This is a genomic window from Vescimonas coprocola (genome assembly GCF_018408575.1).
Classification (GTDB): Bacteria; Bacillota; Clostridia; order Oscillospirales; family Oscillospiraceae; genus Vescimonas; species Vescimonas coprocola.
The window spans coordinates 363,564-387,933 of sequence record NZ_AP023418.1 but is presented as its reverse complement, the minus strand read 5'-3'; the positions used below and the strand labels follow the sequence as shown (position 1 = coordinate 387,933).

Below are 24,370 nucleotides of genomic sequence, written 5' to 3'. Positions count from 1 at the left end.
TACGCCGCCCCATCCTTTCGCATAAAGTGGTCGTACCGACCGGCATTTTTGTCCCAGAAATCCTTGTGTTCCTGCATCGCTATCATTCCTTTCAATGTTAGATTAACCTAACCGACGTGTGCATCCGGGCGGTTAGATGGCGCTAACCGTTGCGCCTTGGAAAAGCCGCATTTCTGCGGCCTTCCGCTTATTTAAATAACTCCCTGCAAGCGCCGTACACCAGCGTTTCCAGCACCTGTGGGTATAGCTCCCCGATCTGCTCCTTGTGAGAAATGGTGAGGATCAGTCCCCGCACCGTCGCAGCAGCCAAAGAGATGCCGCGACTCGGCACAAGGTCATATTTTTCCAGAAGCTGACGGATGTGCGTCTCGTCATCGTGGTAATGCACGTTTTTGACATCCTCCGGCAGTCTCTGCAAAAGCAGCTTCGCATCGTTTTCAATGAAAACCATGTCGCCGGTATCGGACAGCCTCCGGCAGACGGCAAGAACCGCCTCTGCCGCACGCTCCGACGGCGGCAAGCCGTTTGCTTCGCTCAGTGCATGGTCAGCCACCCCGTAAAGCTCGGAGTGGATACTTTCCAGAACCGCGAAGAAGGCCATCTCCTTGGATTCGTAGAATTTATAGAACGAGCCTTTTGCGATGCCGATCGCCTTTGTCAGTTGATCCACTGAGGTTTTCTTCATCCCCAGCGTGACGGCGCAGCGTCTTGTTTCCTTCAGCAGCGCCTTGTGAAGTTGTTCTGTTTCATAGTCGGTAAAAGCCAAGCTCGTTCACCATCCAAATGACCATTTTGGTTCTTCTGGTCATATTATACCGCATTTTTTCTGGTTTGCAAGAGGTGCGGGGAAAACATATGCATTTTAACAAAAAATTATTTTCCCTTAACACATTATTTCATGAAGGCGCTCCTCTTCCTTTGGCAAAGAACTGCACCCCCCCTAAAATCAAAAATGCACCCCCCTCCAAACCGTAATTGCATCCCCTTAACGGGTTTCTATCAAAATTAGAGTCATTTGCCACGAAGTGCGGTAGTCCATGATACAATGGGCTACCGTACCTTTTTTATTTTCCTATTAAAAAAACGCCGTGATACGGGAAAAATCCAGACAAGGGGGTGCAAAAGCCCGGCCGGTCTGGATTTTTCTTTATTCGGAGAACTTCTTTCCTCAAGCCGCCCTTGCACCCCCTAATGAGAAAAATCAAAATGTTCTTTCGGCTTTGACTTGAAAATTCACATCGCAGTTATAGCCCTTCAATTTCCGGCAAGCGGAAAGGACATCAACGGTATTTCTGCCAAGTCGGCTGGAGCTTTTACTACCCCTGTCCGTCTCCGGCAGACGCCCCCGCCTCCATACGCCCTTGGTTAGCCCTCGCTAACCCTTTATATAGCCCATTTCCCGGACATTTCTCATCTTTGTCCTCCTGTCACGCACATTCCTCTTTGCGCAGTAAGTCATTCGGCGAATCGATTCGGTATTCCATTTTTGAAAAAACTGTTAAATTCGGCAAAAATATGCCTGCATAAGAGAAAATTTTCAACGAAAATTTCGCCAGAATATATTTCTCAAGAATTGCAATCTCTTCCAAATCGTGCTATGATTGGTAAAACCATACTTGCTCGGTATGCAGCAGGGCAGCCGCTTCCGGCACACCGTATGGTCAATTCTAACCGGCTGATGCCGGAGAAAGAGAGAGTGCGCTTATGAAACACGCCAAGCCCATGAAGCGGGCATTGTCCGTGCTGCTGGCTCTGGTTCTGAGCCTGAGTCTGGTCACGCCCACCTGGGCCGCCGCCAAGACGCCTTCCAGCGGTACCGGCAACGGCCTCACCTGGGAGAAGATCGACAACCGTTCCACCGATCTGCGTTTGGACAAGAACAACGCTGAGAAGGTGGCGCAAGACACTCCGGAATATGCAGACACCGACGTAGTCCGTGTCTCCATCGTTCTGAAAGATGCCTCCACGCTGGCGAAGGGTTACTCCAGCGAGGATATCGCTACCAATTCTGCGGCCATGAAGTACCGCCAGAAGCTGGAGACCAAGCAGGAGAAGATGGCTAAGACCATCTCCAAAAAGGCTCTGGGCGGTGAGGCTCTGGACGTGGTCTGGAACCTGACTCTGGCGGCCAACATCATCTCCGCCAATGTGGAATACGGCCAGATCGAAAAGATCGAAAAGATCTCCGGCGTCGAGGCCGTGCTCATTGAGACCCGCTACGAGCCCTGCGTGGTGAAGGACAATGAGACCACCGATCCCAACATGGCTACCTCCGGCAGCATGATCGGCTCCCATGTGGCTTGGGCGGACGGTTATACCGGCGCCGGCTCCAAGGTGGCCATCATCGATACCGGTGCTGACACCGACCATCCCTCTCTGGATCCCGATGCCTTCACCTATGCCGTGAAGGACAGCGGCGCCACGCTGATGACCGCTGCTGATCTGACGGATACCGTTCTGGAGCAGCTGAACGCCTCCAAGAAGATGCCCGGCGTCACCGCTGATCAGCTGTACGTCAACGCCAAGATCCCCTACGGCTTCAACTACGTGGATGACGATCTGGATATCACCCACGCCAACGACAAGCAGGGTGACCACGGCTCCCACGTCACCGGCATTGCCGCCGGCAACCGCTATATCAAGAACGAGGACGGCTCCTTCTCCCCCGCTCTGGATACCGCTCTGACGCAGGGCGTGGCTCCGGATGCTCAGGTGTTCGTTATGAAGGTATTCGGCACCAACGGCGGCGCTCGTGACTCCGACTATATGGTCGCCATCGAGGACGCCATCCTGCTGGGCGCTGATTCCGTGAACCTGTCTCTGGGCAGCAGCAACCCCGGTACCTCCCGCAACTCCTATGCCGCTTATCAGGCCATCATGGAGAACATCACCAATAGCGGCACCGTGGTGTCCATCTCCGCCGGTAACTCCGGCAACTGGTTCGAGAACACTGCCTACCAGTATCCCTATGTCGAGAGCAACAGCTGGACCACCACCGGCTCCCCCGGCTCCTACACCAACTCTCTGGGCGTTGCCTCCGTAGATAACGTGGGCGGCACCGGTGATTACGTGGAAGTGGCCGGCAAGAAGCTCTTCTACACCGACAGCACCAGCGCTCCCATCCAGGCTCTGACGACTCTGGCCGGTGAGCAGCAGTTCGTGTATGTGGACACCGCCGGTAATGCCGAGGATTTTGCCGCCGTAAAGGATATCCTCACCGGTAAGATCGCCATCTGCAACCGTGGCTCCATCGCCTTCACCGATAAGGGCAACAACGCCATCTCCAACGGTGCCATTGCCCTGATCGTGGCCAACAACGAGCCCGGCACCATCAGCATGGTTACCGATGGCTATAACTACACGGCCCCCTATGTCTCCATACTGCAGGCCGACGGCGAGTACATCAAGGCCAGCTCCGAGAAGCACACCACCGATTCCGGTCTTGTGTACTACACCGGCACCATGACCGTGGGTGCTTCCGCCGCTGTCAACCACGCCTCCGCCGACTACTACACCATGAGCAGCTTCTCCAGCTGGGGCGTTCCCGGTTCTCTGGAGATGAAGCCCGAGATCACCGCCCCTGGCGGCAACATCTACTCCCTGAAGGACGGCGGTACCTATCAAAATATGTCCGGCACCTCCATGGCCGCTCCTCAGATCACCGGTATGGCCGCTCTGGTGGCTCAGTACATCCGTGAGAATGATCTCACCGAGCAGACCGGCCTCACCGCCCGTCAGCTGGCTCAGTCCCTGCTGATGTCCACCGCCGAGCCCATGGTGGAGGATTACGGTAAGGACGGCGACGGCTACTATCCCGTGCTGCGTCAGGGTGCCGGTCTGGCCAACGTGGCCAATGCCGTTACCTCCGGCACCTACATCCTGATGGATGAGGGCGCCAACGCCGGCGCTGCAGACGGCAAGGTCAAGGTAGAGCTGGGCGACGATCCCGCCCGCACCGGCAAGTACTCCTTCGGCTTCACCATCCACAATCTGGAGGACGAGGCTGCTTACTTCGACCTGAGCGCCGACTTCTTCACGCAGAGTCTGATGTCCTCCGATGGTGTGAACTTCGAGTACACCCGGACCACTCCCGTGGCCTCCAACGTCAAGTGGACCGTGGACGGCGAATACGCTGCTTTCCTGAACGATACACTGAAAGATTGTGACTTTAACGGCGACGGTAAGGTCGATGCCGATGACGGTCAGGCTCTGCTGGACTATGTCACCGGCGTGCGTGCCGACATTGCGCATAAGGACGCCGCTGACTTCGACAACGACAACGGCATCGACACCTACGATGCTTACCTGTTCTTCAAGGAATTGGGTACTGCTCCCGTGGTGATCCCCGCCGGCGGCAGCCTGCACGTCACCGCCGATGTGACTCTGCTGGGTCTGGATGCCTACGATAAGGCCAGCGGCAACACCGGCACCTATGTGGAGGGCTATGTGTTCGCCAACGAGGCCGCCACCGCCGAGGGTGAGCAGGGCGACAGCCACTCCATCCCCGTGTTGGGCTACTATGGCAGCTGGACCGACTCCTCCATGTTCGATATCGGCAGCTATATCGCCTATGCCAATGGTTTGGAGACCCGCGCCCCCTATATGTATGTCTATAACGGTGACGATTCCGTAAACAATCAGGCCCTGACCATCAAGGCCGTGGGCGAAACGAAAGGCTACTACTTCGGCGGCAACCCCTTCGGTCTGGACGAGTTCTATGATGCCGCCCGTGATGCCATCAATCCGGAGATCAACAACTTCTACAAGATGACCTTCACCGCCATCCGCAACGCCGCTGCTTCCCGCCTGACCATCACCGACGGCAACGGCAAGGTTCTCTCCAGCAGCGATCTGGGAGAGGTCTCCTCCGCCTTCTACTCCAGCAGCGACGCCACTTGGATCAGCACCCGGTACACCCTGAACATGGGCGATACCCCCAACGCAGCTGACGGCACCTACCTGAATGTGGACCTGACTCTGGCCCCTGAGTACTACGCCAGCTACGACAAGGACGGCAACGCCACCGTGGATTGGGATGCTCTGTCCGACGGCGCTACCATGCACTATGGCATGGTCGTGGATAAGACGGCTCCCACCGTCTCCAACGTGAATCTGGGTACCGACGCCGAGGGCAACAAGGTCCTGACCTTCACCGCCGGCGACGACCAGTATATGTCCGCCGTGGCCCTGCTGGACTACGACAAGGGCAGCGTCGTCAGCAAAGCGGCCGGTTCTCCCGAGGGCGCTGCCAAGGGTGCCAGCCAGAACTTCACCCTGTCTCTGGGCGATTCTACGGCTACCCATCTGCTGCTGCAGGTGTACGACTACGCCGAGAACTACGTCACCTACAAGCTGAACCTGAACCCCGATGAGTTGGCCGGTGATGTCACCGTGAAGCTCAACACCGAGGCCCTGACCCTCTTCAAGGGCAACGTCGCCAAGCTCACCGCCAGCGTGGAGCCCTTCGGCGTACAGCCCGACACCGTGACCTGGTCCTCCGACAACACCGACGTGGCCACCGTCAGCGACAATGGTCTCGTCACCGCTGTGGGCAAGGGTACTGCCAACATCACTGCCACCTCCGTGAAGGATCCCTCCGTCAGCGCCACCTGCGTGGTCACAGTCAAGGCGGTGGAGGTCACCCTGAACGGCGCTCTGCAGGATGCCAAGGGCAAGGCTGAACTCTTCACCTGGGATCTGGGCAACGATGCCACTTGGACCGCCGGCCCCGAGCTGGAAGCCGGTTCCGTGGGTGCCACCACTCTGGATGCTGACAACAACACCCTGCTGCTGTTGGATGGCGATAGCTACAATATGCACGAGGTAGATCTGGCCACCGGCAAGAACCTGCACACTTGGAATGGTATCGACGGCGGCAACGGCAGCAATCTCCCCCTGTTCGATATCGCTCACAGCTACCTGTACTCCGGGGAACAGAACGGCAGCAACATGGTTTGGATCTACGGCTACTATGTATCCACTCTGCAGCATCCCGATGAACTGGATGCCGGCGCTTACAGCTTCCAGCAGACACTGGCCACGCAGGACGCCAACTTCTTCACCGCCATTGCCAACATGGGCTATTATGATGTGAGAGTCGGCAGCACCCTTTGCCCCGCAGATGTGTTTGTCGCACTGGACGATGCCGGCAACATCTGGACGCTGGGATATGTCTACTACAACAATACGGTCGAGCTGTACACTCTGGACGATGTGGAAAAGACCACTCTGCCTGATCTGAGCTATCCCGGCCTCGACCAGAACGATTCCTCCATGTCCTCTCTGGTCTATGCCGAGGAGGAGAGCGGCGACGTGCTGTATCTGTCCTACTTCAACGGCGAGACCAACGACATCTATCGTCTGGCCTATTCCACCGACGACGACGGCGACACCCATTACTGGGATGCCAGCCTGCTGGGCGACGTGGGCAGCGAGGTGTGGCCTGCCACTCTGTACTCCGCCGTTCCCGCCGCCTCCGGCGAGGCCGGCAACAACGCTGTCACCGTGAAGAGTGCTCTGGGCGATGTGACTCTGGATGCCGCCTCCGCTATGGCGGAGACGCAGGCCAAGGCTCTGACTCCCGCCTCCGTCACCGGCAGCCTGAACACTGCCAACGACGCGGGTACCGGCGCCGTCAAGCCCGCCGATGCCGAGACCACGACCCCCGTTTCCTCCATCACTGTCTCCGAGGATGAAAAGACCGTCACCGTCACCGTGGTTCCCAAGAACGACGATATCACCACCAACGGCCTCTTCACCGTGGACTATGACGCCAGCGTCCTGACTCTGGCCGACGTCACCTTCGCCTCTCAGTACTCCTCTCACAAGGATGCCGACGGCAAGGTCACGCTGGGCTATGTGGATGTGGACGGTCTGAAGGCCGGTACCGCTGCGGCGACCCTGACCTTCACCGTCAGTGATCCCACCGCCGTGGATACCTCCACCGCCGTCACCGTCCACCAGACGGAGATCAACGATCAGACTGTGGACGTCACCGAGGCGCTCACCGCTGACCTCCATCAGGACACCAAGGTCGTGAACGCCAAGCCCGCCACCTGCACCGAGGACGGCTACACCGGTGATACGGTCTGCGCCGCCTGCGGTAAGGTCTTGGCTAAGGGCGAGGTCATCAAGGCTCTGGGCCACGACTACAAGGACGGCACCTGCACTCGCTGCGGCGATAAGCAGCCCGGCGTCAACACCGGCGACAACAGCACCATGACCATGTGGACCATGTCCGCTGTGATGGCTCTGGCCGGCGCCGCCGTACTGGTCCTGCGCAGCCGCAAGGAGAAGTACGAGGGCTGACCTCTAAGTCTCCGCAGTATCATCTGCCATAAGATCAGCCCTCCGGCGAAAGCCGGAGGGCTGTCTTTCATGTATCCGCAGTACCATCGCCGGCAGGCGTGTTTGCCCTGATCCATCGATGGTACTCCACACACAAAGGCAGTGGGCAAAAGCCCGCTGCCTTTTCTCATTTTTTCAGTTCAAAGCTCCCGGCCCATCAAAACACCGCCACGATGCCGCTGACATCGTCGCCGGGCTTCAGCCGGGGATAGCGGTTGCAGCGGCTGTCCGCCGCCTCCCGCTGCCGCAGCTGCCGATACAGCTCCTGCAAGCACGGCTCCTCCGCTCCCAGCAGAGCCTCCCTCTGGCCGGAAAAGCCGTCGGAGAACAGCACCACTCGGGAGAGTTCTTCCCTCCGGTACACCCGATGAGTGCCGTGCCGGGCCGCCTCCGGTGCGAAGCCTGCGATCCAGTATCCTCCCGGCCGGTTCATCATCCGCCGGTGCCGCAGCAGCATCTCTCGCACCTCCGGCAGCTGCCGTGCCTCGATGACGTCGATACCTCGCTCCCGGTGCAGACGGCACATCTCCGCCACCACAGCGCCGTCCAGACGGCTCACCGCCTCCTGGGACACCAACTCCGGCCCACGCCCGTCCCGGAAGCGTACCCCGGCGGCGCAGTCCCCCAGCACGAATACCTCCACCTGCTCCCCCGTCTCCCGGAGGATCGCCAGCGCCGCCGAGACGCCCTCCGTCTCCGGCGGGACGCCGTAGCGCCGCCGCAGGGTCTCGATGCCCGCTGCCACCATGTTGGGCAGATCCTCCCCCTCTGCACCGGCCACGGCGTCCGCCAACAGGCGGACATACTCCCGCACCTCCGGCACACGGGGATCCTTCACCAGCGGTGTGGAGCCGTCCACCACCATGGCGATGTCCTCTCCCAGCCGGATATAGTCCTGATTCTCCGCTGCACCGGCACAGCAGAGCTGCTGTGTGATGTTCATGCCTTCTCCTTCCGTTCCGCCAGCAGCGTCCGGACAATGCGCTCCAGATAGTCGCCGCCCGGCTCCGTGGCGTCCACATACTGCATCCCGCCCAAGCTCAGCTCCATGCCCGGCGTCAGCTCCACATCGTCCAGATTCACCCGCAGGATAGGCTTGCCGCAGTGCAGAGCGTAGTTGATCTCATTGCGGACAAAGCCCGGCTGGATGGACTCATGGGAGGCAAACAGCAGCACCTGCCACGAATCCCGTATCTTCTCTGCGATGAACTCCCGAAAATCGCTGCCGGCCTCGATGCCGTCGTCGTACCACAGTCGGATGCCCCGCTGCATCAGCTGCTCCACTATGGGGTACACCCGGTCGCTGTTGATGTGGGCATAGCTGACGAAGCAGTAAGGCTCTGCACCCTCATAGGCCTTCGGCCCCCGCCCCGGCACAAAGGTCTTGGGCTTAGGCAAAGACGGCACAGATCTGCGCAGCTTCTCCATCTCTCCCTGAAAGTACTCCCGCTGCTCCTGCAGCAGGATCACCGTCTCGCAGTGGCGATAGTCCAGCAGCCGCAGGGCGTAGTCCTTCCGGGCGGAGCTCTCCGTGGCAACGGCCTTGTTGATAAGGCTGTACGCCTCACCGTAACGCCCCCGCTGGGCCACCACACGGGCCTTGGTGCAGTAGAACTTGGCATAGGCCGGGTCCAGCCGGATGGCATCCTCCACCGCCTGCTCCACGTCGTCGTAGTACTCTCTGCGTACCTGTTCCCGCATCTCTCCCCGGCTCTTTTCGCAGGTGTAGACGAACAGATGGGCGAACAGATGCAGATACCCTGCATTGTCCCGGTGCTGCCGTGCGTCCTCACGGGCCAGCTCCAGCAGCTCCAGCGCATCGAAGAAGGTCTCCGCCTCCAGCTGGAACAAAATCAGCAGATGGTGATAGGAGGGGTGTCCCGCAAAGCGTGGATTCTCCTCGAACAGCGCCTGTAGCTGCTGATAGTCCTTCCGATTGCGGTAGATGATGGTCAGGGCATAGAAGGCCCGGTAGGCCAGATCCTCCTCCCCCTCCGCCACCAGCTGCCGCAGCTGCTGCACCAGCTGGGCGTCCATATGCCGGGTGCAGAAGGCGGACAGATCTGCCTCAAACTCCCGTGAGCATTCCTCCTCATGGGCCGTCAGTGCGCTTATCAGCTCCTGCATGGCGCTCCCCCTCTCGCAGCGATTCTTCTCCCCGGATTCTACCACATCCGTCTCCGATTGGCAACCACGCAAAAGCACCGACGGCCCCACAGACCGCCGGTGCTCTCTGTCATTTTACCCCGTCAAACAGGTCCCACGGATACGCCTTCGGCGGCGGACACGTCACATCCACCGGCTTCCCGGTGACGGGATGCCGGAAGCCCAGATGATACGACCACAGCGCCGCCGTGCAGCCGGGAGCCTTGCTGCCGTAGCGGATATCCCCCAGCAGCGGCAGCCCACGAGAGGCAAACTGCACCCGGATCTGATGGGTGCGCCCCGTATAGAGCTGCACCCGCACCAGCGACAGTTCCTCCGTGCGCCCCACCTCCTCATAGGAGAGCCGGGCCTCCCGGACGCCCTTACGCATCCGCTTCACCACATAGCTCTTATTGTGGGAGGCGTCCCGGAACAGCAGATCCGTCAGCGTGGCGGCCGGCTCCCGGGGATGCCCCCGCAGCACCGCCAGATACTCCTTGGTGATCTCATGAGCGGCTATGGCCGCCGTCAGCCTGCCCGTGACCTCCCGTCGCCGGGACAATACCATCACCCCGCCCACGATCTTGTCCAGCCGATGCACCGTGGCGATATAGTCGGGCTTTCCCGCCTGCCGGTAGTGCTCCGCCAGCATCCGTGGCAGGGATCGCCCGCTCTCGCTGTCTTCCGACAGCACCCCCACCGGCTTCACGCACACCACCAGATAGGGATCCTCATAGAGGATCCGCAGCTCCTCCGCCATACCATACACCTCCGCCCATAAAAAGCGGGCCTGCCCTTAGGGCAGACCCGCCCGTCTATCGTTTTTCAGCGTCCTCTTCTGCCGCCCCGGTAGGAGCTGCTCCGATACCGTCTGCCGCTGCGGCTGCCGTAGCGCCGGTTGCGGCGGAACACCTTCGCCCAAAGCACCAGCAGGATCACCAGCAGCACCAGTACCACCAGCGCCACCTTCACAATGGTGCGGGAGAGGAACTCCTCCACCGCCGCCTTGGCCACCAAAAACCGGGAGGCGCTGACGTCCGCCTGCGCCAGCAGCGGCACCGTGACGCACACCTGCCCGTTGTAGGAGATGGTCAGGGTCCCCATCTCCTGCCCCCGGGTGATGGGAGCATCCGCCACCTCATTTTTCAGCGTCACCGTCTGCTCCAGCTGATCCTTCGTCACGTCGGAGGGCAGGAACGCCTCGGCGTTCTCCGCCGGATAGAGCATCACGCAGTCCGTCTCCTTGGACAGGGCCACCGGCTGGCGGAACACGCCCTCCGTGGAGACCACCAGCTGCTTGCTGAAGTTGTCATAGCCGTAGTCATAGAGCCGTGCGCTCTCGGAAAAGCTCTCGATATGAGTCCCCTCGCCCTCGGCGCCCAGCACCACCGCCACCAGCCGCTTGCCGTCCCGCAGGCAGCTGGACACCAGACAGTACCCCGCCTCCGGCGTGGAGCCGGTCTTGCCGCAGTCCACCCCGTCATAGAGATAATCCAGAATACGCCAGTTGGAGAGCAGCGAGTTGGTGGTGTGCAGCTCCCGTGCCTCGGACTTGTTGGTGGCCGGCACCTCATAGGCCACGGAGCCGGTGATGGTCATGAAGGTCTCATGCTTCATGGCCTCCCGGAAGAACAGATAGATATCGTAGGCGGTGGTATAGTGGTTCACATCGTGCAGGCCGTTGGTGTTGGCAAAGTGGGTGCCGGTGCAGCCCAGCTCCTGCGCCCGCTGGTTCATCAGCTCCACAAAGGCCTCACGGGAGCCGGATACCGTCTCCGCCAGAATGTCCGCCGCCTCGTTGGCGGACACCAGCAGCAGGCAGTACAGCAGCTGTTCCACCGTCAGCACCTCGCCCTCCTCGATGCCGGCGGAGCTGCCCTCCGGGTCCTGATCGTTCACCACCGCCGATGCGGTGATGGGCTGGTCCAGAGACAGTTTCCCGGCGTCCACGGCCTCCAGCGTCAGCAGGGCCGTCATCACCTTGGTGATGCTGGCGGGGTATTCCCTCTCCTGCTCATTCTGCCCAAAGATGATCCGCCCCTCATCGGCGTCCACCAGTACGGCCGCCTTGGCCTTGATCTCCAGCGCAGGCAGGGCGTAGGCCTGCGGGGTCAGCATCAGACTGACCATCAGCACGGTCAGCAAAAAAACAGATAGAATACGGCGAATTTTCATAGTAATTTTTCTCCATCTATGCTATAATGAACCTATCTACCATCCGTAAGCAGGAGCCGGCCCTCATGCTCTCCGCCGGTATCAGCGGCCGTCAGCGGGGCAGCCCCCCTCCCGGCCGCAGGGTCGCTTTCCTCTTATTATAACAAAAATCGACCGGGAGTCAACTGCGGAAAAATGGGAAAGATCACAAAAACAGAAAAATATCTGCTGCTTCTGACGGCCATCTTCCTTCTGTGTCTGGCGCTGCTGTATTTCACCGACCACCGCAGCGCCGGCGGCGGGGACTACACCGTCACGCCCCAGTATACAGCGCAGGAGCCGGAGGCTCCCGATCCTCCCGCCGTCCCCGGCAAGGTGAACATCAACACCGCCGACGCCGCCCAACTGGAAGCACTGGACGGCATCGGGCCCACACTGGCCCAGCGCATCGTGGCCTATCGGGAGGAGCACGGCCCCTTTGCCGATATCGAGTCCATCATGGATGTCAACGGCATCGGCGAGGGCATTTTTGAAACCATCCGGCAGCAGATCACCGTGGAGGACGATACATGAAAATACTGGTAGTAGACGACGAAAAGCTCTTGGTCAAGGGCATCAAATTCAATCTGGAGAACGAGGGCTATCAGGTCCTCACCGCCTACGACGGCGCAACCGCCGTGGAGCTGGCCCGTCAGGAGACGCTGGACCTCATCATTCTGGACCTGATGATGCCCGGCCTCTCCGGCAGCGAGGCCTGCATGAAGATACGGGAATTTTCCGACGTTCCCATCATCATGCTCACCGCCCGCAGCGAGGACGCCGACAAGATCATGGGCTTTGCCTGCGGAGCCGACGACTATGTCACCAAGCCCTTCAACATTCTGGAGCTGAAGGCCCGCATCCGGGCGCTGCTGCGGCGCTCCTCCGGCCAGAGCCGTCCGGCAGCCCAGCCGGATCCGGAGCTGCTGACAGTGGGTGACCTGACGCTGGACACCCGCCAGCGGGTAGCCATCCGGGACGGCAAGGCCATCGACCTCACCGCCAAGGAGTACGATCTGGTGGAACTGCTGATGAAAAATCCCCGGCGGGTATACAGCCGAGAGAGCCTGATGGATCTGGTGTGGGGCTACTCCTACGCCGGGGACTATCGCACGGTGGATGTCCACATCCGCCGCCTGCGGGAGAAGCTGGAGCGTGTTCCGGCGGAGCCCGCCTATATCATCACCAAGTGGGGAGTGGGTTACTATTTTGCCGGGGAAGATCAGCCTACAATTTAAGTTCGGCCTGAGCTATATTCTGGTAATTCTGGCGGTGCTGCTGCTGCTGAATACCTACCCCCTTCTGGTGTCCCAGAATCTGGTATTCCGCACCAAGCAAACCGCCATGGTCGGCAGCGTCAAGATCGCCGAGGCGGCCCTGTCAGGTCTGGCCGACCTGACGGAGGACAATGTGGCCCAGGCTATGTCCGCCGTGGAGGAGACCGGCGTCTCCCGTGTGCTGGTCACGGATACCGCCGGGCGCATCCTCTATGACACCCGTGAGGGGGACAACGCCCGTGGACTCTACGCCTTTTATACGGAGATCGCACAGGCCCTGCGGGGCAACGACACCTTTTACTGCCGCTACGACGGCGAGGCATTCCTGAGCCGGGGTGCCTCCCCGGTGGTGTACCACAACCAGATCGTGGGAGCGGTCTACGCCTACGAGTACGACACCGTACAGGCGGAGCTGCTGCGGAGCTTCCAGACCAATATCATGCGCATCTCCCTTCTGGTGGCCCTGTTTGTGCTGTTCCTCAGCGCTCTGCTCTCCCGGATGTTCACCCGACGTATCAGCGATTTGCTGCAGGCCATCCGTCAGGTGCGGGAGGGTGCTTACAGTCACCGGGCCAAGGTGACTGGCTCCGACGAGATCGCCCAGCTGGCAGCGGAGTTCAACAGCCTCACCGACCGTCTCCAGCGCACGGAGAGCGCCCGCCGCCAGTTTGTCTCCGATGCCAGCCACGAGCTGAAAACGCCGCTGGCGGGTATCCGCCTGCTGACGGACTCCATTCTTCAGACCGACGACATGAACGCTGAGACCACACGGGAATTTGTGGCGGACATCGGCGAGGAGGCTCAGCGTCTGACCCGTATCACCGAGGATCTGCTGCGCCTGACCCGGCTGGACAGCGGAGCCGCCGCCGAGCCTGCGCCGGTGGCGGTGGCCCCGGTGCTGCGCCGGGTGGTACGGATGCTGGCGGTGGTGGCACGGGAGCAGGAAACCACTCTCTCCTACGAGGCGGACGAGTCCGCCGTGGTGCTGGCCACCGAGGACGATCTGCACCAAATTCTATATAACCTTATGGAAAACGGCATCAAATATTCCGGCCACATGGGCTTCGTCCACACCGCTCTGACGGTGGAGGGCGGAGACGTGGTGATCCAGGTGGAGGACAACGGCGTCGGGATCTCCGACGAGGATATGCCCCACATTTTCGAGCGCTTTTACCGGGTGGACAAGGCCCGCTCCCGTGAGGTGGGCGGCACCGGTCTGGGCCTGAGCATCGTCAGCGATACGGTGTGCCGCCGGGGCGGCACGGTGTCCGTGGCCCACCGCCCCGCGGGACAGGGTACCCTCTTCACCGTCCGTCTGCCCCAGGTCACAGAGGAAGGAGGGAGCACATGAAGCGGCTTCTTGCAGCCCTGCTGACATTTTTTGCGCTGCTGGCCCTTACCGGCTGCGGCGGCTCCTCCTCTGACGGTCCTCACCTACTGCTGTATTATCCCGCCCCCTCCGGCGGCTCCCCCGGCGGCGATGCCATCGTCAGCCGCAGTGTCGATTGGGCCGCCAACAGCACTCTCCCCGCCGAGCAGCAGGTGCGCCGGGTGGTATCCCTTCTGCTGGAGGACAGCGCCGACAGCAGTCTGGAAAGTCCCATCCCTGCCAGCACCCGGCTACTGGCTTGTCAGGTCTCCGCCGGCGCTGCGTGGGTGGATTTCTCCAGCGCCTACGGCCAGCTGTCCGGCATGGAACTCACCATTGCCGACTACTGCGTAACTCTGTCTCTGTCCCAGATCGTGGGCATCTACTCCGTCCGCATCACCGTCAACGGCACGGAGCTTGTCTACCGGGACAGCAACATCTTTCTGGCCGGGGACGTGCTGATGACCAGTCAGGATGACGTGGTGCAGAACCTCTCCCTGCGGCTCTACTTCCCGGATCGGGAGACTGGAGAGCTGATGGCGGAGGAGCGCCTGCTGACGGTCTACGAGGGCGAAAGTCAGGCGGAGGTGATCCTGTCGGCCCTGAAGGCCGGGCCGGAGAGTGAGAGCCTGTCTCCCCTGCTGCCCACCGGCTTTGCGGTGCTGACGGTACGCACCGAGGGCGGCATCTGCTACCTGAACCTCCCCAAGGGGGATCAGTACCTGATGCCGGAGGACGAGACGGAGCAGCAGCGCATGGTGCAGGGCTTGGTGAATTCCCTGTGCTCTGCCCGTGGTGTCCGGCAGATACAGCTTCTGCTGGACGGCGAGGTAGCCTCCTCCTTGGGCAGCGTGGAGATCAGCCAGCCCTTCTCCCCCATCCGATAGATCCTTCACCCGGAATCTCACATTTTCAACCGTAAGGAGAACATCATGTCTGCTGCTAACGGCACACAGCGGGATATTGGCCTGGATCTGACCAGAATCCTGGCCTTTCTGGCCGTCCCGTCTGTCCATTTCTTTCTGAATTCCACCTACTATGACACGGCCATCGTCGGCCCCCGCATGGCGCTGATGACCGTCATGCGTACCGCCTTTATGGTCTGCGTCCCCCTGTATATGCTGCTCTCCGGCTACCTCTCTGCGGGAAAGCACATCCCGCTGACCCGCTCCGGTCTGCTGGGGTATTACAAAAAGCTTCTCCCCATTTTCCTCACCTACGCCCTCTCCACCGGGGTCATCCTGCTGTATCGGGTGCTATGGCTGGGAGAGGAGCAGACCATCCGCAGCGCCGTGAAGAATCTGCTGAGCTTCCAGCAGTATTCGTGGTACATGAATATGTACTTCGGGCTGCTGCTTCTGACGCCGTTTCTCAACGCCCTGTGGCAGAGTCTCGCCACCCCCGCCGCCCGGCGGGCCCTGCTGGCGGTGCTGCTGGTACTGACCGTGCTGCCCGGTATGGTCAATATCTACAATCTGCATAGTGCCGAGACCCTGCTGCATCCGTGGCTCAGCACCTCCTATGACCAGCTGGTGCCGGACTGGTGGCAGCGGCTCTATCCCATCACCTATTACTTTTTAGGGGGCTATCTCCGGGCCCATGTGGACATCAAGCGCCTGCGGACCGGGCGGCTGGCGGCCCTTCTGCTGCTGGCAGTGCTGTGCTTCGGCGGCTACAACGTCTGGCGCAATCAGGGCATCCCCTTCGTCTGGGGCAGCTGGTGCGACTGGGGGAGCCTGCAAAACGTGGTGGACACGGTGCTGGTATTTCTTCTGCTGAACTCCATCCGATATTCCACCCCCCCTACTTCCATTGCACGTTTTACCGGCTATCTCTCCAAGCTGACCCTCGGTGCGTATCTGGTGTCGTGGATACCGGACAACTACCTGTACACCATGCTGAAATCTGCCGTCCCCTCGGTGACGGATCAGCTGAACTACTTCCCCCTGACGGTGGGCGGCACCATCCTCGTCTCCCTGCTGCTGGCCGCCGTGGTGGAGTGCTGCGTCTCGCTGCTGATGCGTCTGCTCCGCCGCTCCGCCAAGGTGGGAACCGCCGGCACAGCTCAGGCATAGGATGATGCGGGGGCAGCGCCGGTCAGGGATTTTCCCCGGCGGCGTATAAATCCGGCGGCTGCGTGGGAGAATGAAGTTGACCCGCTGCGGCGGGTACTTCTTCCGGCGGAGTGTGGACTTTGTGGATACCAATGTCAGACGTGGAGAGATCTACTATGCCGATCTCAGCCCTGTGGTGGGCAGTGAGCAGGGCGGCGTGCGTCCGGTGCTCATCGTGCAGAACGACACCGGCAACCGCCACAGCCCCACCGTCATCGCAGCGGCCATCACCTCCCAGACGGGGAAGGCCAAGCTGCCCACCCATATCGAGGTGGCGGCCCAGTGCTGCGGCCTGCCCAAGGATTCGGTGATCCTGTTGGAGCAGATCCGTACGCTGGATAAGCGGCGGCTGCGGGAGCGGATGGGTAAGGTGGACGGAACGGTGATGCAGCGGGTAGACGCCGCCATTGCCGTGAGCTTCGGACTGTCCAACAGCCGTCTGGTATGACGCTACATACCGGACGGAGCATAAAAGGGAGGGCCAGTGCATAGAATGCGCTGGCCCTCCCTTTTTATTTGTTGTGGGGGAGATCAGCTTTCGCCCGCCGGAAAATACCTCTCATCCTGTCATTCCGAAACCAGTCCGCAAACTGGTCGTGGGAATCCGCATTTCTTAGCGGTAGACGCACAGGTCCCGTCATCAGAGTGGGAGCGGCAGCGGGTCTGTTGCTGAGTCAATTCCCCTTACGTCCCCTATCGAATGAAACTCTTGAAGGCAAAGGAAGTCCAGAAACCATCGGTGTCTGGCGGCTCTTTTGCCTACTTTTCCAGCTGCTGGGAAAAGTGGGCCGCCGGAGGCACGTTCCTTATGCAAAATGCTCCACTGAAAGGAGGTCACCATGGAAAATCGAACCACCCTGCGCTGGGGCGCACAGGAGGTGGGCCGCCTGACGGCGGCGCCGGAGGGAGCAGACACCTGCTTCCGGGCAGAATACCGGCTGACGGAGGGCCTGTGGCGGCTCTACGCTGTGGGCCGTCAGAACCGGCTGCTGCTGGGCTGCGCCGAGGGCGGGCAGGGTATCCTCCAGCGGCGATTCTCCCGGCAGCTGACGGAGGGGCTGGGAGCGCTGCTGGGCGGAGCAGCGGAGCCGGTATCCACCCCGGAGGATTGGCGTCCCGTATGGGCCGGAGAGTTTCCCGGACTGGCACTGCCGGAGGGCGCTCTGTGCCGCCGGGTCGGGCGGCGGCGGTATCTGGCCCTGCCCTTCCGGGAGGACGGCCCCTTCCCGCTGACGGGGCTGTTCTGTCTGGCCAGTGTCCGAACCCTCCGGGGCCGGGAGTGGGCCATTTTTGCACTGGAGGACCGGGAGACATAAAAAAATTTACATTTATGCTACCATATCTTGTAGGAATGTGGTATACTACTCCCAAACTGGCGGACTATCCGCCGAAAAACGGGAGGCGGAAGCATATGAGATGTCCCTATTGCGGATTCCGGGAGAGTAAGGTCGTGGATTCACGGCCCGCCGACGAGGGCAGCAGCATTCGCCGCAGGCGGGAGTGCCTGTCCTGCGAGAAGCGTTTCACCACCTACGAGACGGTGGAGAGCCTGCCCATGGTGGTCATCAAGAAGGACGGCAGCCGCCAGAGCTTTGACCGCAGCAAGATCCTTCGGGGCATCCAGCGCTCCTGCGAGAAGCGGCCGGTGCCGGTGGCGGACATGGAACGCATGGCCAGCGAGATCGAGCAGGAGGTGCAGAACTCTCTGGAGCGGGAGGTCAGCACCGAGATCATCGGCGAGAAGGTCATGGAGAAACTGAAAAAGGCCGACGAGGTGGCCTATGTGCGCTTTGCCTCGGTGTATCGTCAGTTCAAGGACATCAACACCTTCATGAGTGAGCTGAACAAGCTCCTCAGCGAAAAATGATCACAGGATATTCCGAATGCTGATGCGCTCCAGCGCATCCAGCGCATCCAGCTGACATTGCAGCTCTGCCAGCTCCGGCAGCAGGGCCTGTGAGTCCCCGGTATCGCACAGGGTACTGCAGCGGGTCAGCAGCGTCTGCACCTCGCCTAAGGTGCTGTGGTGTACCACGATATGCAGATAGATCTGGGCTTCGTCCCAGTCTGCCGCCAGAGCGTCCAGTTCCCGGCGGGCCTCCGGCCAGCGCTCCGACCGGGCGTATCGGGCGGTCTCGGCAGCCATGCCGGACCACCGGTCCGTGTGCTGCCGCAACAAAAGCCCGTTGGCGATGCACAGTCCCAGCAGCAGAAGGATCGTCACCGTCGGCAGGATCAGCGCACGTCTCATGCCTTCCCCTCCTTGGGCAGGCATACCACGCTGCCCGCCTCATCCACCGACAGCAGGAACACCTCACGGGGTGACCGGACCCCGGCGTCCCGAAGCCGGGCCTGAAGCCACCCATCGTCCAGCCCCAGCCGCTCCATGCTGCGGCGCAGCAGGCGGCCGTCGCTGATGACCACGGTGGGCAGGGTCTGTGGGTCCTCCGGCTGGAGAGACAGCTGCCGTGGCGTCACCGGCTGGCAGTCCGCCCGTGGCAGGACGGACAGCTGACCGCTGGTCTCCAGCACAGCGTACTTCACCTCCTGCAGATCGGAGATGCCCTGCCCCCGCAGAGCCTCCAGCAGTTCATCCACCGTCAGGCGGTTGCGGCGCATGGCATCCTGCAGGATGTGGCCGCTGCGGATGATCAGGGTCGGCTCCCCGCACAGAAGCGTGCGGAAGCGGACGCTGCGGAGACTTCCATAGCTGAGGAGCATGGACAGCGACAGCAGCGTGACGATGGGGACGATGCCGTTAACCAGAGGGATGCCGAAATCCTGCATGGGGACGGAAGCCAGATCGCTGAGAAGCATGGTCAGCACCAGCTCGATGGGCTCCAGTTCTCCGATCTGACGCTTGCCGGTGATGCGAAGTCCTGCAATCAGCAGGAGATAAAGAATGACGGTGCGGAAAAATGCCGTTGCCATGAATAAGCGCCCTCCTTTTCCGGCAGTATTTGCCGCAGGAGGGAAAATTATCCACGATAGAAGCAGCCAGGGCTGTTTTTATAAAGACGCAGCAGAGAAAGGAGGCCATGGGGATATCCCATCACAAGCGCCAGTGCCTGCCCTCCGGCAGGACAACGAGGAGGAGAGAGGATCGAGCGTTTCGGCGGAAGCTCTCCCGTGCCGCTTCGGGTGCGTGACGCAGCCGGTAAATATGCGGGTGACCGCAAAACAGAGAGGCTGTGACCGGAGTGGCTCATGCGGATGGACTGCGTATCCGTATGGGCCGATGAATCAAGCGATTTCAGGAGGAATTTTAAGATATGTGCGGAATTGTAGGATACGTGGGCCAGCAGGAAGCGGCTCCCATCCTGTTGGACGGTCTGCGCCGTCTGGAGTACCGGGGCTACGACTCGGCGGGCATCGCCGTGTGCGGCGATGGGCAGCTGCGGGTCAAGAAATCCCGTGGGCGCTTGCAGGTGCTCAGCGATCTGACCCACGACGGGGCGGATCTGCCGGGCCATCTGGGCATCGGTCACACCCGCTGGGCCACCCACGGGGAGCCCAACGACATCAACGCCCACCCCCATGTGAGCCAGAGTGGCCGCATCGCCGTGGTACACAACGGCATTATCGAAAACTACGCCGAGCTGAAGGAGCAGCTGCTCCACAAGGGGTACGGCTTCCGATCCGAGACGGATACGGAGGTGGTGGCCCAGCTGCTGGACTACTACTATGCCGACTGCGGCGACATCTTTGAGGCCATGATCCGGATGCTCCACGCCGTGGACGGGGCCTATGCTCTGGGCATCATCTGCGCCGACTACCCGGACCGTCTGCTGTGCGCCCGGAAGGATGCGCCGCTGCTGCTGGGCTTCGGTGAGGGGGAGAACATGATCGCCTCCGACGTGACGGCTATCATCCGCCACACACGGGACATCGCCTATCTGGACGATGGCGAGCTGGCCATTCTCAGTGCTAAGGGCATCCGGGTATACGACAGCCAGATGCGGCCCATCGAGAAGGAACATCGCCATGTGGACTGGGACGTGGCCGCCGCCGAGAAGGGCGGGTACGAGCACTTCATGCTCAAGGAGATCCACGAGCAGCCCCGTGCCATCCGGGAGGCCACTGCCGCCCGCATCCAAGGTGGTCAGGTGGTGCTGCGGGACCTGAACATGACGGATCAGCAGATCCGGGACATCAACAAGATCTTCATTGTGGCCTGCGGATCGTCGTACCACGTGGGGATGGTGGGCAAGTACAATCTGGAGCGGATGCTGCGGCGCAGCGTGGAGGTGTGTCTGGCCTCCGAGTTCCGGTACAGCGATCCCATCGTGGGCAAGGGCGATCTGGTCATCGTCATCAGCCAGTCCGGCGAGACGCTGGACACCATGGCGGCCCTGCGGGAGGCCAAGCGCCGGGGCGCCCACATCCTGAGCATCGTTAACGTGGTAGGCTCCTCTATCGCACGGGAGTCCCATACGGTACTCTATACGTGGGCCGGGCCGGAGATCGCCGTGGCCACTACCAAGGCATACAGCACCCAGATGGCGGTGCTGAATCTGCTGGGACTGTATTTCAGTCAGGTCATGGGGACGCTGGATCACGAGGTGTACAGCGCCATGGTTCGAGGCATCGAAAAGCTGCCGGAGCAGATGGAGCGTATTCTGGAGCAGGCGGAGCACATCCACGACATCGCCAAGCGCTGCGCCGGCCGGGAGGATGTGTTCTTCATCGGTCGGAATCTGGACTACGCCCTGTCGCTGGAGGGGAGCCTGAAGCTCAAGGAGATCAGCTATATCCACTCCGAGGCCTACGCCTCCGGCGAGCTGAAGCATGGCACCATCTCTCTCATTGAGGATGGCACGCTGGTCATTGCGCTGGGGACATATACCCCGCTGTTTGACAAGGCCATGAGCAACGTGGTGGAGGTGCAGGCCCGTGGCGCACAGGTACTGGCCCTGACCACCGAGAGCCATGCCGGGGAGATGGGCAAGCGTGTCCCCATGCTGATGACCATTCCCGACACCGAGGAGATGCTGCTGCCCCAGCTGGGCGTGGTGCCGCTGCAGCTGCTGAGCTACTACATTGCGCTGGAGCGTGGCTGCGACATCGACAAGCCCCGGAATCTGGCCAAGAGCGTCACGGTGGAGTAAGCTCTCTGTCCCGTTTTCCCTGCGGAAAACCGAAAAAATCAACAAAAACCTGCGGTACACGGTACCGCAGGTTTTTTATTTCTCTCCCTCACACGTTTTCGCCGTGGGGCAGGTCCGGATAGGGAATAATGGGCGGTTGCTGGGGCCGGTGGGGCGCAAGGAGCTTCTCCATCCAGACCATGTCGTACCAGCGGCCGAACTTATAGCCGCAGCGGCGGAAGGTCCCGGCCAGCGTGAAGCCCAGATGCTCATGGAACTGGGCGCTGTTGCGGGTGAGATACTCGTCCTCCGCCTCCGGCCAGCCGATGCAGGCGTAGAGGTTCAGCACCCCCATCTGCGCCAACCGCTGTTCCAGCGCCGTATACAGCTGCCGCCCCAACCCCATTTTCCGGGCGTCGCGGGCCAGATAGATGGTCAGCTCACAGCTCCAGTCATAAGCGGCCCGACCCACAAAAGCCCCGGCGTAGGCGTAGCCCTGCACCGTGCCGTCCACCTCCGCCACCAGATAGGGGTAGCGGCTCATGATGTGCCGCATCCGCCGGCAAAACTCCTCCTGCGTGGGGGTGGTATATTCGAAGCTGATGGCGGTATGCTGAACGTAGTAGTCGTAAATTTCCAGCAGACGGGGCGCATCGGAGATACAGGCGTCCCGGATAATGACAGACATGGCGTGTTCCTCCCGGACAATGGAATCGATTGCATTTAAGTATAATAACAGGACAAAAAATGTCAAGAAAAATCGCTTCTTGACAGGGCCCGCTTTTGATACTACACTTTTGAACCATAGGGAGGGATGTTCATGGAGAGCGGACAGCTGCGAAAGCTGAACCTGTGCTACGCCGGGATCCAGAGCCTTTACTGGGCAGGCTTTGCCGCCATCTGGGCCTTTTTGTCGGTGCTGCTTCTATACCGCGGCTTCAGCAACAGCCAGATCGGTACGGTGTCTGCGCTGGCGCTGCTGATGCCCTTGGCGGTGCAGCCGGTGCTGGCGTCGCTGGCGGACCGGGACCGACGCTTCACCAGCCGCCGTCTGGCCATGGCCCTGACGGGACTTCTGCTGCTGTGCGCCGTGGGACTGTGGTGCTCCGCCGGGAGCATGGCGGTGACGGCGGTCCTGTATGTGCTGGTGGGCATCTCTCTGACGGCCACGGCCCCCTTCCACAGTGCCATGGCCATGGAGCTGCAGCAGCATGGCGTGGCCCTGAACTACGGTCTGAGCCGGGGTCTCGGCTCCGCCTGCTACGCCGCATCGGTGCTGGTGCTGGGCGTGGTGGTGGAGCGGTACGCCCCCACGGCGGTGCTGCCGGTATTTGCCGGGGAAATGCTGCTGCTCCTGCTGCTGACATGGCGCTTCCGGGCCTCCCGCACGATGGAGGCCACCGCAGGAAGCGGCCCGGTGCTGTCCGTGGGACAGGTGCTGCGGCGTTACCCCGCCTACACATGGCTGCTGGTGGGCTGTGCGCTGCTGATGGCCTGCCACAGCGCCACCTGTACCTACATGATCCATATCGTGGGCAAGGTGGGCGGCAGTGAGAGCATGATGGGCTCGGCGCTGGCGGTAGCGGCGTTTCTGGAGCTGCCCGCCATGGGTCTGTTCAGCCGGATGCGGCGTAAGGTACCGCTGGTGTGGCTGCTGATCTTCTGCGCCGTCTTCTTCGTCATCCGGGCCGGGCTGTTCTGGGCAGCCCGGTCGGTGCCGGTGCTGTATCTGGCGGCGGCGCTGGACTTCTTCGAGTACGGCATTTTCATCCCCGCCACGGTATACTATGTGGCCGAACACATCGACCCGGCCAATCAGGTGAAGGGCCAGTCCCTCATGGGCATGGCCACTACCGGCGTTGGCTCCGCCTTCGGCAACTTCGTCAGCGGCCAGCTGCTGGATCGAACCGGCGTAAATGGGATGCTGCTGTTCTGCACCATCTGCGCCACAGTGGGTCTACTGGTGGTCATCTATGCCGTGCGGAAGAAATAAATGTAAGAAACAGGCCGGAAGTCAAGTACTTCCGGCCTGTCAGCGTGTCGAAACAGTCTTTTCGACACGCTGAGGCATTTTTCAGAACTTCAAAAAGTTCTGAAAAATGGGGATCATCATCGTGCAGGACACCCTTCCGGGTTTCCCGCACACACCCTTCCGCCCCGTTGACGAAAGGCTCTCACTTTTTTGATAGGCTCACAGGACGGTCAGGGCTTGCCTTTATTCTCCACCGTCGCTTTTGGTCTGCTGAAACGCCGTGAAGCGCACCGACAGCAACAGCTTCCCTTCCCTTGAAAGCTCTGCATACACCGGATCCTCCTCTGCCAGCCACACGGTACACACCACCTTCTCGCCGTCGGCATCTGTGGTGTCCAGCGCCAGCCGCAGGCAGGGGATATCCTCCAGCGTCTCCTCCCCCACCTCCAGCACATACCCCTCCGCCAGCGCCCGCAGCAGATAGGGGATGCAGTTGGCCGGGGACACGGTGTCCCCCACTCCTGCCGCCAGCGCCGGACCGTCATACTGGATCAGCAGCTTCTCCCCGGTGACGGTGGCGGACAGCCCCGCCAGCTCCTCCGGGGCCATCACCGTGGTGGTGGCCGTGTCTTTTGTCCGGTCACAGGTGCAGCGCACCGTAAAGCTGCGAGTCTCCCCCCTCCGGATGGCTCACGATCTCCGCCTCCGCCACAGCCCCCGTCAGAGCCGCATACCGCTGCTGCACCGCCTGCGCCTCAGCCGCATCCTTCTTCCCGCAGCCGCACAGCAGCAGGCACAGCGCCGCCGCCAGATACATTCCTCGTTTCAACGTCTCCTCCCTTCCGGAAGGCTCTCCGTTTCCCGCC

Annotated in this window: 21 protein-coding genes; 11 read left to right on the top strand and 10 right to left on the bottom strand. The window is 61.1% G+C overall.

The features are described 5' to 3' along the window. Positions 1 to 187: 187 nt before the first annotated feature. Positions 188 to 766: a TetR/AcrR family transcriptional regulator gene (locus tag KJS28_RS01945; protein WP_213541531.1), complete on the bottom strand. Its 579-nt coding sequence runs from the start codon at positions 764 to 766 to the stop codon at positions 188 to 190. 938 nt (positions 767 to 1,704) lie between these two features. Between KJS28_RS01945 and KJS28_RS01940 the strand changes: the two genes are divergently transcribed. Further along, the gene (locus KJS28_RS01940; RefSeq protein ID WP_213541530.1) at positions 1,705 to 7,308 is read left to right on the top strand and encodes a S8 family serine peptidase; all 5,604 of its coding nucleotides are present in this window, start codon (positions 1,705 to 1,707) and stop codon (positions 7,306 to 7,308) included. 196 nt (positions 7,309 to 7,504) lie between these two features. On the opposite strand, the gene KJS28_RS01935 is transcribed toward KJS28_RS01940, so the two are convergent. The 4 genes from KJS28_RS01935 to KJS28_RS01920 all read right to left on the bottom strand — a co-directional run bounded on the left by KJS28_RS01935 (position 7,505) and on the right by KJS28_RS01920 (position 11,667). Further along, a complete protein-coding gene (locus KJS28_RS01935) occupies positions 7,505 to 8,290 on the bottom strand; it encodes a protein phosphatase 2C domain-containing protein (protein WP_213541529.1) in 786 nt (261 codons plus the stop codon). Further along, positions 8,287 to 9,474, bottom strand: coding sequence for a toll/interleukin-1 receptor domain-containing protein (locus KJS28_RS01930; protein ID WP_213541528.1), 1,188 nt, complete (start codon positions 9,472 to 9,474; stop codon positions 8,287 to 8,289). The genes KJS28_RS01935 and KJS28_RS01930 overlap by 4 nt, the downstream gene beginning before the upstream one ends. A gap of 109 nt (positions 9,475 to 9,583) precedes the next feature. Continuing rightward, on the bottom strand, positions 9,584 to 10,252 hold the full coding sequence (locus tag KJS28_RS01925) for an RluA family pseudouridine synthase (protein WP_213541527.1): 669 nt from the start codon (positions 10,250 to 10,252) through the stop codon (positions 9,584 to 9,586). 65 nt (positions 10,253 to 10,317) lie between these two features. Beyond that, entirely contained in the window at positions 10,318 to 11,667 is a 1,350-nt protein-coding gene (locus tag KJS28_RS01920; RefSeq protein WP_213541526.1) for a D-alanyl-D-alanine carboxypeptidase family protein, read from the bottom strand. A 174-nt stretch (positions 11,668 to 11,841) separates the two neighbouring features. On the opposite strand from KJS28_RS01920, the gene KJS28_RS01915 reads away from it, so the two are divergent. From KJS28_RS01915 to nrdR, 8 genes are all read left to right on the top strand, one after another. After that, entirely contained in the window at positions 11,842 to 12,219 is a 378-nt protein-coding gene (locus KJS28_RS01915; protein ID WP_213541525.1) for a ComEA family DNA-binding protein, read from the top strand. Beyond that, complete coding sequence (locus tag KJS28_RS01910) at positions 12,216 to 12,923, top strand: response regulator transcription factor (protein WP_021858531.1); 708 nt, start codon at positions 12,216 to 12,218, stop codon at positions 12,921 to 12,923. The genes KJS28_RS01915 and KJS28_RS01910 overlap by 4 nt, the downstream gene beginning before the upstream one ends. Further along, positions 12,895 to 14,313: a sensor histidine kinase gene (locus tag KJS28_RS01905; RefSeq protein ID WP_228298415.1), complete on the top strand. Its 1,419-nt coding sequence runs from the start codon at positions 12,895 to 12,897 to the stop codon at positions 14,311 to 14,313. The genes KJS28_RS01910 and KJS28_RS01905 overlap by 29 nt, the downstream gene beginning before the upstream one ends. Further along, positions 14,310 to 15,218: a GerMN domain-containing protein gene (locus KJS28_RS01900; RefSeq protein WP_213541523.1), complete on the top strand. Its 909-nt coding sequence runs from the start codon at positions 14,310 to 14,312 to the stop codon at positions 15,216 to 15,218. Before KJS28_RS01905 ends, KJS28_RS01900 begins: the two co-directional genes overlap by 4 nt. Before the next feature lie 45 nt (positions 15,219 to 15,263). Beyond that, positions 15,264 to 16,406, top strand: coding sequence for an acyltransferase family protein (locus tag KJS28_RS01895; protein ID WP_213541522.1), 1,143 nt, complete (start codon positions 15,264 to 15,266; stop codon positions 16,404 to 16,406). A 70-nt stretch (positions 16,407 to 16,476) separates the two neighbouring features. Then, complete coding sequence (locus tag KJS28_RS01890; RefSeq protein ID WP_213541521.1) at positions 16,477 to 16,893, top strand: type II toxin-antitoxin system PemK/MazF family toxin; 417 nt, start codon at positions 16,477 to 16,479, stop codon at positions 16,891 to 16,893. Positions 16,894 to 17,284: 391 nt separating this feature from the next. Beyond that, positions 17,285 to 17,761, top strand: coding sequence for a hypothetical protein (locus tag KJS28_RS01885; protein WP_213541520.1), 477 nt, complete (start codon positions 17,285 to 17,287; stop codon positions 17,759 to 17,761). A 95-nt stretch (positions 17,762 to 17,856) separates the two neighbouring features. After that, entirely contained in the window at positions 17,857 to 18,312 is a 456-nt protein-coding gene (gene nrdR / locus KJS28_RS01880) for a transcriptional regulator NrdR (protein ID WP_021858415.1), read from the top strand. Here nrdR and KJS28_RS01875 read toward each other — a convergent pair whose 3' ends face one another. Both KJS28_RS01875 and KJS28_RS01870 read right to left on the bottom strand, forming a co-directional pair. Continuing rightward, the gene (locus KJS28_RS01875; RefSeq protein WP_213541519.1) at positions 18,313 to 18,696 is read right to left on the bottom strand and encodes a DUF4363 family protein; all 384 of its coding nucleotides are present in this window, start codon (positions 18,694 to 18,696) and stop codon (positions 18,313 to 18,315) included. After that, the gene (locus KJS28_RS01870; protein ID WP_213541518.1) at positions 18,693 to 19,376 is read right to left on the bottom strand and encodes a DUF421 domain-containing protein; all 684 of its coding nucleotides are present in this window, start codon (positions 19,374 to 19,376) and stop codon (positions 18,693 to 18,695) included. The genes KJS28_RS01875 and KJS28_RS01870 overlap by 4 nt, the downstream gene beginning before the upstream one ends. Before the next feature lie 341 nt (positions 19,377 to 19,717). On the opposite strand from KJS28_RS01870, the gene glmS reads away from it, so the two are divergent. Beyond that, the gene (glmS, locus tag KJS28_RS01865; protein WP_213541517.1) at positions 19,718 to 21,553 is read left to right on the top strand and encodes a glutamine--fructose-6-phosphate transaminase (isomerizing); all 1,836 of its coding nucleotides are present in this window, start codon (positions 19,718 to 19,720) and stop codon (positions 21,551 to 21,553) included. Positions 21,554 to 21,641: 88 nt separating this feature from the next. Here the strand turns inward: glmS and KJS28_RS01860 are convergent, their stop codons facing one another. After that, positions 21,642 to 22,220 carry a GNAT family N-acetyltransferase gene (locus KJS28_RS01860; protein WP_213541516.1) on the bottom strand — a complete coding sequence of 193 codons (579 nt, stop codon included), beginning with the start codon at positions 22,218 to 22,220 and terminating at the stop codon, positions 21,642 to 21,644. 132 nt (positions 22,221 to 22,352) lie between these two features. Here KJS28_RS01860 and KJS28_RS01855 point away from each other — a divergent pair, with 132 nt between their 5' ends. Next, positions 22,353 to 23,525, top strand: a complete 1,173-nt coding sequence (locus KJS28_RS01855) for an MFS transporter (protein ID WP_213541515.1) — start codon at positions 22,353 to 22,355, stop codon at positions 23,523 to 23,525. Between the two features lie 222 nt (positions 23,526 to 23,747). Here KJS28_RS01855 and KJS28_RS01850 read toward each other — a convergent pair whose 3' ends face one another. Both KJS28_RS01850 and KJS28_RS01845 read right to left on the bottom strand, forming a co-directional pair. Then, entirely contained in the window at positions 23,748 to 24,161 is a 414-nt protein-coding gene (locus KJS28_RS01850) for a hypothetical protein (RefSeq protein WP_213541514.1), read from the bottom strand. After that, positions 24,145 to 24,333, bottom strand: coding sequence for a hypothetical protein (locus KJS28_RS01845; protein WP_213541513.1), 189 nt, complete (start codon positions 24,331 to 24,333; stop codon positions 24,145 to 24,147). The genes KJS28_RS01850 and KJS28_RS01845 overlap by 17 nt, the downstream gene beginning before the upstream one ends. Positions 24,334 to 24,370 lie beyond the last annotated feature (37 nt).

Excerpts from the sequence above, each read along its gene's own strand:
- KJS28_RS01940 (WP_213541530.1), top strand. The coding sequence starts at position 1,705 with ATGAAACACGCCAAGCCCATGAAGCGGGCATTGTCCGTGCTGCTGGCT.
- KJS28_RS01935 (WP_213541529.1), bottom strand. The coding sequence starts at position 8,290 with ATGAACATCACACAGCAGCTCTGCTGTGCCGGTGCAGCGGAGAATCAG.
- KJS28_RS01930 (WP_213541528.1), bottom strand. The coding sequence starts at position 9,474 with ATGCAGGAGCTGATAAGCGCACTGACGGCCCATGAGGAGGAATGCTCA.
- KJS28_RS01925 (WP_213541527.1), bottom strand. The coding sequence starts at position 10,252 with ATGGCGGAGGAGCTGCGGATCCTCTATGAGGATCCCTATCTGGTGGTG.
- KJS28_RS01920 (WP_213541526.1), bottom strand. The coding sequence starts at position 11,667 with ATGAAAATTCGCCGTATTCTATCTGTTTTTTTGCTGACCGTGCTGATG.
- KJS28_RS01915 (WP_213541525.1), top strand. The coding sequence starts at position 11,842 with ATGGGAAAGATCACAAAAACAGAAAAATATCTGCTGCTTCTGACGGCC.
- KJS28_RS01910 (WP_021858531.1), top strand. The coding sequence starts at position 12,216 with ATGAAAATACTGGTAGTAGACGACGAAAAGCTCTTGGTCAAGGGCATC.
- KJS28_RS01900 (WP_213541523.1), top strand. The coding sequence starts at position 14,310 with ATGAAGCGGCTTCTTGCAGCCCTGCTGACATTTTTTGCGCTGCTGGCC.
- KJS28_RS01895 (WP_213541522.1), top strand. The coding sequence starts at position 15,264 with ATGTCTGCTGCTAACGGCACACAGCGGGATATTGGCCTGGATCTGACC.
- KJS28_RS01890 (WP_213541521.1), top strand. The coding sequence starts at position 16,477 with ATGAAGTTGACCCGCTGCGGCGGGTACTTCTTCCGGCGGAGTGTGGAC.
- KJS28_RS01885 (WP_213541520.1), top strand. The coding sequence starts at position 17,285 with ATGGAAAATCGAACCACCCTGCGCTGGGGCGCACAGGAGGTGGGCCGC.
- nrdR (WP_021858415.1), top strand. The coding sequence starts at position 17,857 with ATGAGATGTCCCTATTGCGGATTCCGGGAGAGTAAGGTCGTGGATTCA.
- KJS28_RS01875 (WP_213541519.1), bottom strand. The coding sequence starts at position 18,696 with ATGAGACGTGCGCTGATCCTGCCGACGGTGACGATCCTTCTGCTGCTG.
- KJS28_RS01870 (WP_213541518.1), bottom strand. The coding sequence starts at position 19,376 with ATGGCAACGGCATTTTTCCGCACCGTCATTCTTTATCTCCTGCTGATT.
- glmS (WP_213541517.1), top strand. The coding sequence starts at position 19,718 with ATGTGCGGAATTGTAGGATACGTGGGCCAGCAGGAAGCGGCTCCCATC.
- KJS28_RS01860 (WP_213541516.1), bottom strand. The coding sequence starts at position 22,220 with ATGTCTGTCATTATCCGGGACGCCTGTATCTCCGATGCGCCCCGTCTG.
- KJS28_RS01855 (WP_213541515.1), top strand. The coding sequence starts at position 22,353 with ATGGAGAGCGGACAGCTGCGAAAGCTGAACCTGTGCTACGCCGGGATC.